The sequence below is a fragment of the Bacillus sp. YBsi01 genome, assembly GCF_038406745.1.
Classification (GTDB): Bacteria; Bacillota; Bacilli; order Bacillales; family Bacillaceae; genus Bacillus; species Bacillus siamensis.
Map to the genome: position 1 here is coordinate 2,992,501 of NZ_CP151679.1, position 15,000 is coordinate 3,007,500.

General features: G+C 45.7%; 15 protein-coding genes, 1 tRNA gene, 1 other RNA gene and 1 other annotated feature (1 of these 18 only partly in view). Of the genes, 12 read left to right on the forward strand and 5 right to left on the reverse strand.

Features of this window, described 5'->3' with window-relative positions:
- The 5 genes from guaB to serS form a co-directional block, all read left to right on the forward strand.
- On the forward strand, positions 1 to 1,374 hold the 3' portion of the coding sequence (gene guaB / locus AADZ70_RS15020; RefSeq protein WP_003150717.1) for an IMP dehydrogenase. Its footprint begins 93 nt before the window's first position; 1,374 of the gene's 1,467 nt are visible here — the last part of the coding sequence; the start codon falls outside the window, past its left edge; its stop codon occupies positions 1,372 to 1,374.
- Positions 1,375 to 1,526: 152 nt separating this feature from the next.
- On the forward strand, positions 1,527 to 2,858 hold the full coding sequence (gene dacA / locus AADZ70_RS15025; RefSeq protein ID WP_016937307.1) for a D-alanyl-D-alanine carboxypeptidase: 1,332 nt from the start codon (positions 1,527 to 1,529) through the stop codon (positions 2,856 to 2,858).
- A gap of 196 nt (positions 2,859 to 3,054) precedes the next feature.
- A complete protein-coding gene (gene pdxS, locus AADZ70_RS15030; RefSeq protein WP_016937306.1) occupies positions 3,055 to 3,939 on the forward strand; it encodes a pyridoxal 5'-phosphate synthase lyase subunit PdxS in 885 nt (294 codons plus the stop codon).
- A 21-nt stretch (positions 3,940 to 3,960) separates the two neighbouring features.
- Positions 3,961 to 4,551, forward strand: a complete 591-nt coding sequence (gene pdxT / locus AADZ70_RS15035) for a pyridoxal 5'-phosphate synthase glutaminase subunit PdxT (RefSeq protein ID WP_269773813.1) — start codon at positions 3,961 to 3,963, stop codon at positions 4,549 to 4,551.
- Positions 4,552 to 4,603: 52 nt separating this feature from the next.
- Positions 4,604 to 4,816, forward strand: a binding site (T-box leader).
- Between the two features lie 54 nt (positions 4,817 to 4,870).
- The gene (serS, locus tag AADZ70_RS15040; RefSeq protein WP_095242204.1) at positions 4,871 to 6,148 is read left to right on the forward strand and encodes a serine--tRNA ligase; all 1,278 of its coding nucleotides are present in this window, start codon (positions 4,871 to 4,873) and stop codon (positions 6,146 to 6,148) included.
- 11 nt (positions 6,149 to 6,159) lie between these two features.
- Here serS and AADZ70_RS15045 read toward each other — a convergent pair whose 3' ends face one another.
- Positions 6,160 to 7,305, reverse strand: coding sequence for a glycerate kinase (locus tag AADZ70_RS15045; RefSeq protein WP_342007285.1), 1,146 nt, complete (start codon positions 7,303 to 7,305; stop codon positions 6,160 to 6,162).
- A gap of 218 nt (positions 7,306 to 7,523) precedes the next feature.
- Between AADZ70_RS15045 and AADZ70_RS15050 the strand changes: the two genes are divergently transcribed.
- Positions 7,524 to 7,616: transfer RNA gene (locus AADZ70_RS15050), tRNA-Ser, on the forward strand.
- 130 nt (positions 7,617 to 7,746) lie between these two features.
- Here the strand turns inward: AADZ70_RS15050 and dck are convergent.
- The 4 genes from dck to AADZ70_RS15070 form a co-directional block, all read right to left on the reverse strand.
- On the reverse strand, positions 7,747 to 8,400 hold the full coding sequence (gene dck / locus AADZ70_RS15055; protein WP_016937302.1) for a deoxyadenosine/deoxycytidine kinase: 654 nt from the start codon (positions 8,398 to 8,400) through the stop codon (positions 7,747 to 7,749).
- Positions 8,397 to 9,020, reverse strand: a complete 624-nt coding sequence (locus tag AADZ70_RS15060) for a deoxynucleoside kinase (RefSeq protein WP_013350734.1) — start codon at positions 9,018 to 9,020, stop codon at positions 8,397 to 8,399. The genes dck and AADZ70_RS15060 overlap by 4 nt, the downstream gene beginning before the upstream one ends.
- Before the next feature lie 95 nt (positions 9,021 to 9,115).
- Positions 9,116 to 10,405, reverse strand: coding sequence for a glycoside hydrolase family 18 protein (locus tag AADZ70_RS15065; protein WP_197083944.1), 1,290 nt, complete (start codon positions 10,403 to 10,405; stop codon positions 9,116 to 9,118).
- Positions 10,406 to 10,470: 65 nt separating this feature from the next.
- A complete protein-coding gene (locus AADZ70_RS15070) occupies positions 10,471 to 10,983 on the reverse strand; it encodes an isochorismatase family cysteine hydrolase (RefSeq protein WP_045926878.1) in 513 nt (170 codons plus the stop codon).
- Between the two features lie 121 nt (positions 10,984 to 11,104).
- Here AADZ70_RS15070 and tadA point away from each other — a divergent pair, with 121 nt between their 5' ends.
- From tadA to AADZ70_RS15100, 6 genes are all read left to right on the forward strand, one after another.
- Positions 11,105 to 11,587: a tRNA adenosine(34) deaminase TadA gene (gene tadA / locus AADZ70_RS15075; RefSeq protein WP_045926873.1), complete on the forward strand. Its 483-nt coding sequence runs from the start codon at positions 11,105 to 11,107 to the stop codon at positions 11,585 to 11,587.
- Between the two features lie 84 nt (positions 11,588 to 11,671).
- An RNA gene (ffs, locus tag AADZ70_RS15080) (signal recognition particle sRNA large type) lies at positions 11,672 to 11,936 on the forward strand.
- 133 nt (positions 11,937 to 12,069) lie between these two features.
- A complete protein-coding gene (gene dnaX / locus AADZ70_RS15085) occupies positions 12,070 to 13,761 on the forward strand; it encodes a DNA polymerase III subunit gamma/tau (RefSeq protein WP_342007286.1) in 1,692 nt (563 codons plus the stop codon).
- Between the two features lie 24 nt (positions 13,762 to 13,785).
- Positions 13,786 to 14,109, forward strand: coding sequence for a YbaB/EbfC family nucleoid-associated protein (locus tag AADZ70_RS15090; RefSeq protein WP_003150700.1), 324 nt, complete (start codon positions 13,786 to 13,788; stop codon positions 14,107 to 14,109).
- Positions 14,110 to 14,123: 14 nt separating this feature from the next.
- Entirely contained in the window at positions 14,124 to 14,720 is a 597-nt protein-coding gene (gene recR, locus AADZ70_RS15095; protein ID WP_016937296.1) for a recombination protein RecR, read from the forward strand.
- An 18-nt stretch (positions 14,721 to 14,738) separates the two neighbouring features.
- Positions 14,739 to 14,963, forward strand: coding sequence for a YaaL family protein (locus tag AADZ70_RS15100; protein ID WP_016937295.1), 225 nt, complete (start codon positions 14,739 to 14,741; stop codon positions 14,961 to 14,963).
- The last annotated feature ends 37 nt before the right edge of the window (positions 14,964 to 15,000 follow it).

The following is a 15,000-nucleotide window of genomic DNA, read 5'->3' on the forward strand; positions in this document are numbered from 1 at the left end:
TTATCTGTTGAACTGACAAAAACGTTAAAGCTTAATATTCCTGTCATCAGTGCGGGAATGGATACAGTAACAGAATCAGCTATGGCGATTGCGATGGCCAGACAGGGCGGCTTGGGCATTATCCATAAAAACATGTCCATCGAACAGCAGGCTGAACATGTTGACAAAGTCAAACGTTCTGAACGGGGCGTTATTACAAATCCCTTCTTTTTAACACCTGATCATCAAGTATTCGATGCGGAGCATTTGATGGGGAAATACAGAATTTCCGGTGTTCCGATCGTAGATAATAAAGACGATCAAAAGCTTGTCGGAATCATTACAAACCGTGATCTTCGCTTTATCTCTGATTATTCAATGAAAATCAGTGACGTGATGACAAAAGAAGAGCTGGTTACGGCTCCTGTAGGCACCACATTAGACGAAGCAGAAAAAATCTTACAGAAACATAAAATTGAAAAACTTCCATTAGTGGATGATCAAAACAAATTAAAAGGTCTTATCACGATCAAAGATATTGAAAAGGTTATCGAATTCCCGAATTCATCTAAAGATGAACACGGACGCCTTATTGTCGGCGCTGCGGTAGGCGTGACAGGCGATACAATGACACGCGTCAGCAAGCTTGTTGAAGCGAATGTCGACGTGATTGTGGTCGATACGGCTCATGGACATTCCAGAGGCGTACTGAACACGGTTGCGAAAATCCGTGAAACATATCCTGAACTGAACATTATCGCAGGAAATGTGGCAACGGCTGAAGCGACAAAGGCTTTGATTGAAGCCGGAGCAAACATTGTAAAAGTGGGAATCGGGCCTGGTTCCATCTGTACGACACGCGTCGTTGCAGGTGTAGGCGTACCGCAAATCACTGCCATTTATGATTGTGCCACTGAAGCAAGAAAACACGGCGCAACAATTATCGCGGACGGCGGTATTAAATTCTCCGGTGATATTACGAAAGCATTGGCATCCGGCGGACATGCCGTAATGCTTGGAAGCCTGCTTGCCGGTACTTCAGAAAGCCCGGGAGAGACTGAAATCTATCAAGGCAGAAGATTTAAAGTGTATCGCGGTATGGGTTCTGTCGCTGCCATGGAAAAAGGCAGTAAAGATCGATATTTCCAAGAAGAAAATAAGAAATTCGTCCCTGAAGGTATCGAAGGACGGACTCCGTACAAAGGTCCTGTAGAAGAAACAGTGTATCAGCTTGTCGGCGGTCTTCGTTCAGGTATGGGATACTGCGGTTCAAAAGACTTACGCGCTTTAAGAGAAGAAGCTCAATTCATCCGTATGACAGGAGCAGGTCTTCGCGAAAGCCATCCGCATGATGTTCAAATTACGAAAGAATCACCAAACTATACAATCTCATAATTGTTACAAATAAAAAACATTTGACAGGGTCGCTGACTCTGTCTATTTTTTTTATATCGAGTGTGATAAAATTTATACTGTTGTGTTTTGAATTTGAATATGTCCTTAACGGCTTAATTATAGATTTAAAATGAATGACGGAGGTCTTAAGATTGAACATCACGAAATGGAAACAGCTGTTAGTGTCATTAGTGGTACTGGCACTGGCCGCAACTTGCTTTGTTCCAATGTCTAAAGCGGAGGCAGCCGGCAATGACCCGGTTGATGTCAATGCTTCAGCTGCGATAATGATTGAGGCTTCATCGGGGAAAATCTTATACAGTAAAAATGCAGACAAAAGACTGCCGATTGCCAGTATGACAAAAATGATGACTGAATACCTGCTTCTGGAAGCCATTAAAGAAGGAAAAGTGAAATGGGATCAAACGTATACTCCTGATGATTACGTCTATGAAATTTCTCAAGACAACAGTTTATCAAACGTCCCTCTTCGGAAAGACGGCAAATACACAGTCAAAGAACTGTACCAGGCCATGGCGATTTACTCTGCTAACGGAGCCGCGATTGCAGTTGCCGAAATTCTTGCCGGAACTGAAACGAAGTTTGTCGCTGAAATGAATGCGAAAGCCAAAGAATTAGGCATGACAAACTATGATTTTAAAAATGCCACCGGGCTTGTGAATGAAGACCTTCACGGCAAGCAGCCGCAAGGAGAAGGCGTTAAAGAAGAGAGTGAAGTTTCTGCAAAAGACATGGCGCTTCTTGCAGACCGCCTGATCACTGATTATCCGGAAGTTCTGAAAACAACAAGCATCGCTAAGACGAAATTCAGAGCCGGCACTGATGATGAAATGGACATGCCGAACTGGAACTTCATGTTAAAAGGCCTTGTTTCTGAATATCCCGGCGTTGACGGGTTAAAAACGGGTTCTACTGATTCTGCGGGATCTTGTTTTACAAGCACCGCACAGCGGAACGGAATGCGGGTCATCACCGTTGTGTTAAACGCAAAAGGCAACCTGCATACCGGACGATTTGATGAAACGAAAAAAATGCTCGATTACGCATTTAACAGCAATTTCTCAATGAAAGATCTTTACCCTGAAGGCTCTCAAGTAAAAGGGCACAAAACGATTGACGTTGATAAAGGGAAAGACAAGCAAGTCGATATTGTGACTGATAAGGCGCTTTCTATTCCTGTGAAAAGCGGGGATGAAAAGAACTATAAAGCCGAAGTGACTTTAGATAAAAAAGAAATCACGGCTCCTGTGAAAAAAGGAACGAAAGTCGGAACGCTGAAAGTTACATACAAAGGCAGTGACAAAGACTACGGCTTCCTCAAATCCAAAGAGTTCAGCGTGAATCTTGTAACGAAAAATGATGTAGATAAAGCAAACTGGTTTGTTCAGATGATGCGCGGCATCGGCGGTTTCTTCTCCGGAATCTGGAACAGCGCCGTTGATACGGTAACAGGCTGGTTTTAAGAAATAAGAAAGAGCTCTGATGAAAGTTAGGGCTCTTTTGCTTAATATACTGAAAAAACCAAATTGTTAGTAAAAAATGATATCTATCTCTTCCGTCACACTGTAAAATAAGAATATCCATATGAAATATTGTATTTCTGGGATACAATAAGAGATAGAAATTATCTAACTATACATTGACTAGGGGGACCAAATAATGGCTCAAACAGGTACTGACCGTGTAAAACGCGGAATGGCGGAAATGCAAAAAGGCGGCGTCATCATGGACGTTGTAAATGCTGAACAAGCGAAGATTGCGGAAGAGGCGGGAGCTGTTGCCGTAATGGCGTTAGAACGAGTTCCGGCTGATATTCGTGCTGCCGGCGGTGTAGCCCGCATGGCTGACCCGACAATCGTTGAAGAAGTAATGAATGCTGTATCCATTCCCGTAATGGCAAAAGCGCGTATCGGACATATCGTTGAAGCGCGTGTCCTTGAAGCAATGGGAGTAGATTACATCGATGAAAGTGAAGTTCTGACTCCGGCTGACGAAGAATTTCATTTAAATAAAAATGAATATACTGTTCCGTTCGTATGCGGATGCCGTGATCTCGGCGAAGCAACGCGCCGTATCGCTGAAGGAGCTTCCATGCTTCGTACAAAAGGCGAACCGGGAACAGGAAACATTGTGGAAGCTGTCCGTCATATGAGAAAAGTAAACGCGCAAGTGCGCAAAGTTGCGGCGATGAGCGATGATGAGCTGATGACTGAAGCGAAAAACCTCGGTGCACCATATGAGCTGCTGCTTCAAATCAAACGTGACGGCAAATTGCCTGTTGTCAACTTTGCTGCCGGCGGAGTGGCGACGCCTGCTGATGCGGCATTGATGATGCAGCTGGGCGCTGACGGCGTATTTGTCGGTTCAGGTATTTTCAAATCAGACAACCCTGCTAAATTCGCCAAAGCAATTGTGGAAGCAACGACTCACTACACAGATTACAAACTGATTGCTGAGCTTTCTAAAGAATTGGGCACAGCGATGAAAGGAATCGAAATCTCAAATCTATTGCCGGAACAGCGTATGCAAGAACGCGGCTGGTAAAACCATAGGAGAGCTGGAAGCATGTTAACAATTGGTGTACTTGGACTTCAAGGAGCAGTAAGAGAACATATTCGTTCAATTGAAGCATGTGGTTCAAAAGGTGTTGTCATTAAGCGTCCTGAACAGCTGAATGACATCGACGGCTTAATCCTGCCGGGCGGAGAAAGCACGACAATGCGGCGTTTAATGGATACGTATCATTTTATGGAGCCGCTTCGCGAGTTTGCCGCTCAAGGCAAGCCGATGTTCGGCACATGCGCCGGTCTGATTATTTTAGCCAAAGAGATTGCGGGAACCGATCATGCTCATTTAGGGCTGTTAGACGTAGTTGTCGAGCGTAATTCCTTTGGCCGTCAGGTCGACAGCTTTGAAGCTGACCTGACGATTAAAGGCCTTGATGAGCCGTTTACGGGTGTATTTATTCGCGCGCCGCACATTTTAGAAGCCGGAGAAGATGTTGAAGTGCTTTGTGAGCATAACGGACGCATCGTGGCTGCAAAGCAGGGGCATTTGCTCGGCTGCTCGTTCCATCCTGAACTGACGGATGACCACCGGGTGACAGAGCTGTTTGTGAAGATGGCGGAAAAGCATAAGCGGGAAACAGCTGTATAAAACAGTTGAAAACCGCTGATACTTATAGTACATTATAAACACAAATAAAGATCGAAAAGCGTTGACAGGAAGCAGTAGGAAGCCTCTCTTTCAAAGAGAGCCGATGGGTGGTGCGAATCGGTGGAAGATGCTGTCCGAATCCGTCCTTGAGCGAAATGCTGAAAACAAGTAGGCATTTACGGGAAAACCGTTATGTGTTAAAGCGGGAAGCAAGTGTAAGCTTGTTTTCAATCAGGGTGGCAACGCGAGAGCTCTCGTCCCTTTTAGGGGATGAGGGCTCTTTTTTATTTTCGATAAAAACAGATAGGAGTTGTTATGTATGATTGATACGAAGGTCCTGAGAGCCAATTTTCAAGAAGTAAAAGCGAAGCTCATTCCTAAAGGCGAAGACTTATCTGACTTTGATAAGTTTGAAGAGCTTGATGAAAAAAGAAGAGAACTTATCGGCAAAGTAGAAGAACTGAAGGGAAAACGCAACGAAGTGTCTCAGCAGGTCGCCGTTTTGAAACGGGAGAAAAAAGACGCTGATCATATTATTAAAGAAATGCGTGAAGTAGGCGAAGAAATTAAGAAGCTTGATGAAGAGCTTCGCACGGTGGAAACCACGCTCGAAACCATCCTTCTGTCTATTCCGAACATCCCGCACGATTCAGTGCCTGTCGGGGAAACGGAAGATGATAACATTGAAATTCGCAAGTGGGGAGAGGCGCCGGCGTTTGCATATGAGCCGAAACCGCATTGGGATATCGCTGACCGCTTGAACATCCTTGATTTCGAACGCGCTTCAAAAGTAACGGGAAGCCGGTTTGTGTTTTATAAAGGACTAGGGGCCCGTCTCGAACGCGCGCTCTACAACTTTATGCTGGATCTTCACGTTGATGAGTATGATTACACGGAAGTCATTCCTCCTTATATGGTAAACCGTACGAGCATGACAGGGACGGGACAGCTTCCTAAATTTGAAGAGGATGCTTTTAAAATCAGGGAAGAGGATTATTTCTTAATTCCGACGGCGGAAGTGCCGATCACAAATATGCACCGCGATGAAATCTTATCCGGCGAAGACCTGCCGATTAATTATGCCGCATTCAGCGCCTGCTTCCGTTCAGAAGCGGGATCTGCTGGCCGTGATACACGCGGTTTGATCCGCCAGCATCAATTCAACAAGGTTGAGCTTGTGAAATTCGTGAAGCCGGAAGATTCTTATGAGGAGCTTGAAAAATTGACAAATCAAGCTGAACGGGTGCTTCAGCTGCTCGAACTGCCGTATCGTGTCATGAGCATGTGTACCGGAGATCTCGGCTTTACAGCTGCGAAAAAGTACGATATTGAAGTATGGATTCCAAGCCAAGACACATATCGTGAAATTTCTTCTTGCAGCAACTTTGAGGCCTTCCAGGCGAGACGCGCAAACATTCGATTCAGACGCGAAGCGAAAGGCAAGCCGGAGCATGTGCATACATTAAACGGTTCCGGTCTGGCAGTCGGCAGAACAGTAGCTGCCATCTTGGAAAACTACCAGCAGGAAGACGGGAGTGTCGTCATTCCGAAAGTGCTTCGTCCTTATATGGGAAATAAAGAAGTCATCAAACCATAAAAAGGTGCGCCCTAGAGGCGCGCCTTTTTTGCTGTTTGGTATAAAGCGGCGACATTCCGGGCTGTGCTTTCAAGGTTAAAACGGCCTGATGCTAAGGCATCTTCAAGACTTACAGCGCCCGGCACGATAGAAAATACAGCTGTTATTCCTCCGTTGTATACATGTTCAAAGTCTTTTCCCAAGGAACCCGCTAATGCGATAACGGGAATTTTTTGAGCGGCTGCGCGTGCCGCAATTCCTGCGGGGGTTTTGCCGAATATTGTTTGTCCGTCAATCTGCCCCTCTCCGGTGATGATAAGGTCAGCGCCTTCTATCTGATCTGAAAAGGACAGTGTATCTAATACAACGTCAATCCCGCGTTGAAGGTCGGCTTGTAAGAAGGCGATCAGCCCTGCGCCTAAACCTCCTGCAGCGCCTGCGCCTTTTACGGTATCCGCTTCAATATCGTGCTGCCGTCTCAATACATCAGCGAAATGGTGTAAATTGCGATCCAATACAACTTTTGTCTTCTCGGAAGCCCCTTTTTGCGGGCCAAAGACATATGATGCGCCGTTTTCCCCGGTCAGAGGATTTTCGACATCGCATGCGGCACGGATACGGATATTTTTCAGATCAGGGGAGAGGCCGCTTATATCGATAGAAGCCAGGGTGTGCAGCGAGCCTCCGCCGTCAGGTATCTCCTGACCTTCCTCATTTAAGAAACTCACACCGAGCGCGCTCGCCATCCCGGTCCCGCCGTCATTGGTTGCGCTCCCGCCAAGACCGATGATGATTTCACTCACCCCGCGGGAAGCTGCATCTGCTATCAGTTCACCCGTTCCTCTTGTTGTAGTGTTCAACGGATCTCTGAGATGACGGGGGATGAGATGAAGTCCTGATGCTTCTGCTATTTCAATGACTGCCGTGCGTCCGTTTCCCAGAAGTCCGTATACGGCGTTTACCGGGGTTCCCAGCGGACCGGTCACTGTTTTATTAATGATTCTCCCCCCGGTGGCCTCCGTTAAAGCCTGAACGGTTCCTTCTCCGCCGTCCGCCGCGGGTATCTTGATATATTCAGCATCAGGGAAGACTGATTTGAATCCTTTTTCTATGCTGTCGGCAGCTTCTTTTGCTGTCATGCTCTCTTTAAAAGAATCCGGTGCGATTATGACTTTCATTGTGTTCTCCACCTTTATGAACAGGTTATCTATTTGAATGTATTCTTGGTTTTCACTGTGTTTTCCTGCCGTATAACAGAAAGCGGTTGATTTTGGATACGAGTCTTTTGTATGATAGTAAAGCTGACGGACAAGCTGTTTAAGAAAAGAAATAAAAAATATGAAAAAAGCGCTTGACTGAAAAATAAGTCATGTGGTATATTATTAAATGTCGATACGGAGGAATACCCAAGTCTGGCTGAAGGGATCGGTCTTGAAAACCGACAGGGGTGTCAAAGCCCGCGGGGGTTCGAATCCCTCTTCCTCCGCCATATTGATTTTAAACCTAATGAAACTCGAGCATATATTGGAGATTGTTTTGTCCGCTGCATCTGATGCAGCGGATTTTTTATATACAAAAAAAGCGATTTTCTCTGTTCGGGGAAAATCGCTTTCTTATTTTTACTTATTTCTGTTTTCGTTGATCACGCGGCTGATTTTTTCGATCAAAGGTTCCAGTGACTGTTCATCAGCTTCAAGGTCATAATCTTCGATGCGCACTTTCAGCACAGGGCAGGCGTTAAAACCGCTGATCCAGTCTTCGTACCGTTTATACATCTCTTCCCAATAGGAGCGGTTTGTCTGCAGCTCCATATCGCGGCCGCGCTTTTCAATCCGTTCTATAATGTTTTCAAGATCACCTTCTAAATAGATCAAAACATCAGGGTGCGGGAAGTATGGCGTCATGACCATCGCTTCAAAAAGGCTTGTATATGTTTTGTAATCTGTCAGCGACATGGTACCTTTATCGGCATGCATTTTTGCGAATATGCCTGTATCTTCATAAATCGAACGATCCTGCACGAATCCGCCGCCTGATTCAAAGATGTTTTTCTGTTCCTTGAACCGCTCAGCCAGAAAATAAATTTGCAAGTGAAAGCTCCAGCGCTCAAAATCATGATAAAACTTCTCTAAATAAGGGTTTTCATCCACTTCTTCAAGCGAGGTATTAAAGCCGAGCCGTTTTGCTAAAGCCTTGGTTAAAGTCGATTTTCCGACTCCTACCGTTCCCGCTACTGTTATAATGGCGTTGTTTGGAATATGAATGTCTTTCATTTAATAAGCTCCTTTACCTGACGGGCAATTCTTTCATAGTCTGTCTTATTCAAAACAAAGTCTTCGGTATCACCGTCAATGGTCAGTACAGATATATCCGGATCTTCTTCCTGAAGCTGTCTGATGGCTGTGTCATAATCTGCAATGAGACGTTCCAGATATTGATGCTCGATGTTTTTCTCAAACGGGCGCCCGCGTTTTTCGATGCGTTGAAGCAATGTCGGCAGGCTTGCCTTTATGTATACAATAACATTCGGTTTCGGCAAGTCGTGAGTGAGCAGATGATAAATCTGCTTATATTTCTCAAGCTTTTGTCCGTGCAATGTGCGCTCTGCGAAAATAACGTTTTTATAAATATGATAATCGGACAAAACGGGCTGTCCTTGTTTTAAGTAATCACGATCTGTATCTTCAAGCTGTTTATACCTGTGACAGAGAAAAAACATTTCAAGCTGGAAACTCCACTCCTCGATATTATCATAGAACTTATCAAGATAAGGGTTGTCTTCCACAATCTCATTAATCATAGGAAAACCGAGCTCTTCAGAAAGCATAGAAGCGAGTGTCGTTTTTCCCGCCCCGATAGGACCTTCTACCGCGATAAAAGGGGCTCTGTTCATTGAAAATCCTCCTTAATTCTGCAAACATCCGTCATCTGCCGGCCTTTATATTGTATCACACTCTCAGAAAAGCCCATGAAAAAAGACGCTTCCAATTAACGAAACGTCTCTTTCACAATATGAAATTGATCTCCGAGCAAAAGCCAGTTTTGCGGGAAGGAGAGGCCGAGTTTCCAATAGCTGATTCCTCTTAAATGAAGTTCTTTAATTAAATTGAATTTCGCTTGAATGGATCGTGCGTCTTCAAACCATACTTCATGCCGTCTCTGATTTTCATCCGTGTATCGAAAGAATGGAGCCTGGGCGGTTTCGTCATATTGAATGTCAACTTTATAGCGTGCTGCCAGAGCGATTGCCTGCTGAGGACTGACGGCTTTCGCTGTCGTTCCCTGTTTGAAAGGCAGTGTCCAATCATAGCCGTACATATTCTGGCCCATGACGATTTTTGAAGCAGGCATTTCTGTCAGCGCATACTCAATGACATTCCTTACAGGGCCGATTGGTGATACGGCCTGAGCCGGGCCCCCGCTGTATCCCCACTCATATGTCATGATGACGACAAAATCGACGATTTCTCCATGTGCCCTGTAGTCATGTGCTTCATACCATTTGCCGGCCTGGGTCGCGCTCGTTTTCGGAGCAAGCGCCGTTGAAATCTTCCAGCCTTGACGGTGAAAAATCGTCCTCGCTTCACGTAAAAAACGATTGTAGGCTTCTCTGTCCTGAGGACGTAAATATTCGAAATCAAAATGAATATCGCGAAAGCCGTGCTTTTGAGCCGTGGAGACGATTTCCTGAAAGAGTTTTGTTTTCACGGTATTATCATTCAAAATGAGCCGCCCGAGATCATCACTGAATGCGTCATTTTCAAGGTTGGTGATGATCATCATCAGTGCGGTGTTGTGCCTGTCACTGATGCTTCTTAAATTGGTGAGAGGCGGTTCCTTTAAAGTCCCGTTCCGCTGCACTTGAAAACTGAATGCGCCGAGGTATGTTAAATAAGGTGAGGCCTCTCTTGCCGCCTGCTGCAGATTAGCGCTTACGCTCGTTCCCCGCGGTTCTATATAGGCATTTGATTCGATATCGGGCTTATTTGTCTGCTGCGGAATGTAAAGGCGGGTCCCGCTTTGCAATGGGGTGCTGAGCTGAATTCCGTTCACCCTCGCGAGCTCCGCGGCCGATATATGAAAACGGCCGGCGATTGCCGCAAGAGTATCGCCTTGTTTCACTTCGTAATATTGACCCTCAATCGGGATGACAAGAGTTTGTCCGACAACCAGTGTATTGGGATTAGGCAGTTTATTTGCTTCCGCAATGACATTTGCGGATGTCCGGTAGCGCGCCGCAATAGCGGAAAGCGTGTCGCCCCGTTTCACTACATAGATCTGAATGAAAAACGCCTCCTTTCATATCCGCTATCAAATGTATGAAAAAAGGAGGCCGATCATGTTTATTTTTCGTCGATAATTTGTTTTTCCGTGGTTATTTCTGCGAAGAGAACATTCTCCATCATCGTCAAGGCGAAATCATTGTCTTCGTCGCTATTGGAAGCGGTGCAGTCTTTCGGGATGGTAATGCTGTATTCTCTCATATAAGCGTCGTTAGCCGTGAACAGCACACAAATATTCCCGGCAATCCCCGTAATCATTAATCGATTCACTTGCAGCTCGGTCAGAAGAGTATGAAGCGCCGTTTCATAAAAAGCGGAATGCTTCGGTTTAATGAGAAAATAATCATCCGGATGAGGCGAGATATCTTCTATTATGGATGCGCTTCTGTCGTTGCTGCATTCCTCCCTGATAGCATCAATATCCGCCTTCCAAAGCCCGTAATGGTCATTAATATAAATAATCGGCCAGTTGTTTTGTTTTGCATGCTTCTTTAATGATAAAATACGGGGGACGATTTGTTTGGTTTTTTCAGCAAGACGTTCGCCCATATCAAATTGGAAATTGTTAATCATATCGACAATGAGAAGGGCTGTGTTGTTAGGTTCAGACAAAGCCGGCAACTCCTTTCTGCTGGGGTATTCCTATTTTAACCTTTATGAGACATGAAAAAACTTAAGAAGAGAGCTTGAACCGATGAATGATGAATATTATATGAGAGAAGCCATAAAAGAAGCGGAAAAAGCAGAAGCGAAAGGCGAAGTGCCGATCGGGGCCGTCCTTGTTCTGCATGATGAGATCGTAGCGCGGGCGCATAATCTGCGGGAGACCGAACAGCGGTCGCTTGCCCACGCGGAAATGCTGGCGATAGACGAAGCGTGCCGCAAGCTGGGAACATGGAGACTTGAAGACGCCGTTCTTTATGTCACTTTAGAGCCGTGCCCGATGTGCGCGGGAGCCGTCGTGCTTTCCAGAGTCGATAAGGTCGTGTTCGGCGCATTCGACCCCAAGGGAGGCTGTACAGGAACGCTAATGAACCTTCTGCAGGAAGAACGGTTCAACCACCAAGCGGAAGTGGTGAGCGGCGTGCTTGAAGAAGAGTGCGGAGAAATGCTCAGCGCTTTTTTCAGAAAGCTTCGCCGGCAAAAGAAAGACATGAGGAAAAAGTTGTCTGAGTAGTACGGTTGCATTTTCTGCCTGAAGCAGATATACTTATGTGTGCATCATAAATGGTGCGCATATAAAAATTTGATATTTATTTTGCCGTGCTAAGCGGGGAGGTAGCGGTGCCCTGTACCCGCAATCCGCTCTAGCGGGGCCGAATCCCTTCTCGAGGTTCGTTTACTGTAAGGTCTGCCTTAAGTAAGTGGCGTTGACGTCTGGGTCCTGCGCAATGGGAATTCATGAACCATGTCAGGTCCGGAAGGAAGCAGCATTAAGTGAAACCTCTCATGTGCCGCAGGGTTGCCTGGGCTGAGCTAACTGCTTAAGTAACGCTTAGGGTAGCGAATCGACAGAAGGTGCACGGTAAATCAATCATCAAATTTCAGACTCACCTGTTTATGACAGGTGAGTTTTTTCGTGTATGAAAAACGGGTTTTGGCGTTAAAAGCCCGTTCATGTATAATAAACATGATGAATAACAGAGGAGGGCGCATCCTGTGGGTTACCAAGCTTTATATCGAGTATTTAGGCCTCAGCAGTTTGAAGATGTGGTCGGACAGGAACACATTACGAAAACGCTGCAAAATGCCCTTTTGCAAAAGAAATTTTCTCATGCATATCTGTTTTCTGGACCACGGGGAACGGGGAAAACCAGTGCAGCTAAAATATTTGCGAAAGCAGTCAACTGTGAGCACGCCCCTGTAGAAGAACCGTGCAATGAATGCGCGGCGTGCAAGGGGATCACAAACGGCTCTATATCAGATGTGATTGAAATAGATGCGGCGTCGAATAACGGTGTAGACGAAATCCGCGACATCCGCGACAAGGTAAAATTCGCCCCGTCGGCCGTTACCTACAAGGTATATATTATAGATGAGGTGCATATGCTCTCTATCGGCGCATTCAATGCGCTTTTGAAAACGCTGGAAGAACCGCCGGCACATTGCATTTTCATATTAGCTACGACTGAGCCTCATAAGATTCCTTTAACCATTATCTCCAGATGTCAGCGTTTTGACTTCAAACGGATTACATCCAAAGCAATTGTCGGACGAATGAAGACAATCGTCGATGCAGAGCAGCTGAAGGTGGAAGAAGGCGCCCTTGATATCATAGCGAGCGCCGCAGACGGTGGAATGAGGGACGCGCTGAGCCTGCTCGATCAAGCCGTATCATTCAGCGGCGAGGAGCTGTCGGTGGATGATGCACTGCTTATTACCGGAGCCGTTTCCCAGCACTATATTGGAAAACTGGCATCTGCTCTTCACCGCAAACAGGTTTCCGAGGCATTGGAAACACTCAATGAACTGCTCCAGCAGGGGAAAGATGCGGCCAAACTGATTGAAGATATGATTTTCTATTTCAGGGATATGCTCTTGTACCAGGCTGCTCCCGGTTTAGAAGGAGTCCTGGAGAAGGTGAAGGTCGATGAAACGTTCCGGAGTCTGAGCGGTGAAATACCGGCCCCCGCTTTATATGAGATGATTGATATCCTGAATAAAAGCCATCAGGAAATGAAGTGGACGAACCACCCGAGAATCTTTTTTGAAGTGGCTGTCGTGAAAATATGCCAGACGGCACAGCAAGCCGCCGCAGATATCCCAGAGGTCGGCATGCTGATGAATAAGATCCAGCAGCTTGAGCAGGAAGTAGAAAGGCTGAAGACCTCCGGGGTGAAAGTTCAGGCGGAAAGCGCTCCGAAAGAAGCCCCGCGTCCTCAAAAAGGCGGAAAAAGCCATTACAAAGTCCCGGCCGGAAGAATTCATGAAATATTGAAGGAAGCCACAAGGCCTGACCTTGAACAGCTTAAAAGCAGCTGGGGCAAGCTGCTGGCACACCTGAAACAGCAGAATAAAGTGTCTCATGCGGCTCTTTTGAATGACAGTGAACCGGTGGCCGCTGCCCAGAAGGCGTTTGTGCTTAAATTTAAATACGAAATCCATTGTAAAATGGTTGCTGAAGACAATAACGGAGTCCGTACGAATCTTGAACAGATTCTCGAATCAATGCTCGGGAAAAGAATGGATTTGATTGGCGTTCCGGAAGCACAATGGGGTAAAATAAGAGAAGAATTTTTAAATGATCATCAGCAGGAAAGTGAAGGATCAAACGAACCGGCTGAAGAAGATCCGCTGATTGCAGAGGCGAAAAAACTTGTCGGAGCGGATTTAATCGAAATAAAAGACTAATAAGATGAAAGAGAGTGATTGAATATGCGTGGCGGAATGGGAAACATGCAAAAAATGATGAAACAAATGCAAAAAATGCAAAAAGATATGGCGAAGGCTCAGGAGGAGCTTGCTGAAAAAGTGCTTGAAGGCACAGCGGGCGGCGGAATGGTGACTGTAAAAGTCAACGGCCAAAAAGAAGTTGTAGACGTTGCAATTAAAGAAGAAGTCGTTGATCCGGAAGATATCGAAATGCTTCAAGACCTGGTTCTTGCTGCGACAAACGACGCCCTCAAGAAAGTCGATGACATGACGAATGAGACAATGGGACAATTTACAAAAGGAATGAACATACCGGGTTTATTCTAGGGGGATAAATAAACATGCAGTATCCTGAACCAATATCAAAGCTGATTGACAGCTTTATGAAATTGCCAGGGATCGGACCGAAAACAGCGGTTCGTCTGGCTTTTTTTGTTCTAGGTATGAAAGAAGACACAGTATTGGATTTTGCTAAGGCGCTCGTCAATGCGAAGCGGAATCTGACATATTGCTCGATCTGCGGACATATTACAGATCAGGACCCTTGTTATATATGCGAGGATACAAGAAGAGATAGATCTGTCATTTGTGTGGTGCAGGACCCTAAGGATGTTATTGCAATGGAGAAGATGAAGGAATATAACGGCCAGTATCATGTTCTTCACGGCGCAATTTCTCCGATGGACGGCATCGGCCCGGAGGATATTAAGATTCCGGAACTGCTGAAGCGTCTTCAGGATGATCAAGTGACAGAAGTTATCCTCGCGACCAACCCTAATATTGAAGGGGAAGCAACAGCGATGTATATATCGAGGCTGTTAAAGCCCTCAGGCATCAAGCTCTCCCGTATTGCCCACGGTCTGCCCGTCGGCGGTGATTTGGAATATGCTGATGAGGTCACTCTTTCAAAAGCTCTTGAAGGAAGACGTGAATTGTAAGGGAGGAAATGGCGAGGCATGGGTTTTCTTCGCAGAAATACATTAAGAAAAGAGTTTGATGACAAACTGATTGAACAGCTCTTTAAACAAAAAGAAGAATGGAACAGACAGAAGAGTCTGGTCGATAAAAGTCTTGAGCCCTCAGCTGAGGTGCTGTTTGAGCTGAAAGTCGCTGAATCTAAATACTTTTTTTATTTGAAAGAAGCGAAGCAGCGGAATTTAAAAATGAGCAGATGGAAGTAAGAGGTCTATTCTCCGGGGTCTTCTCATAAGCTTGTAC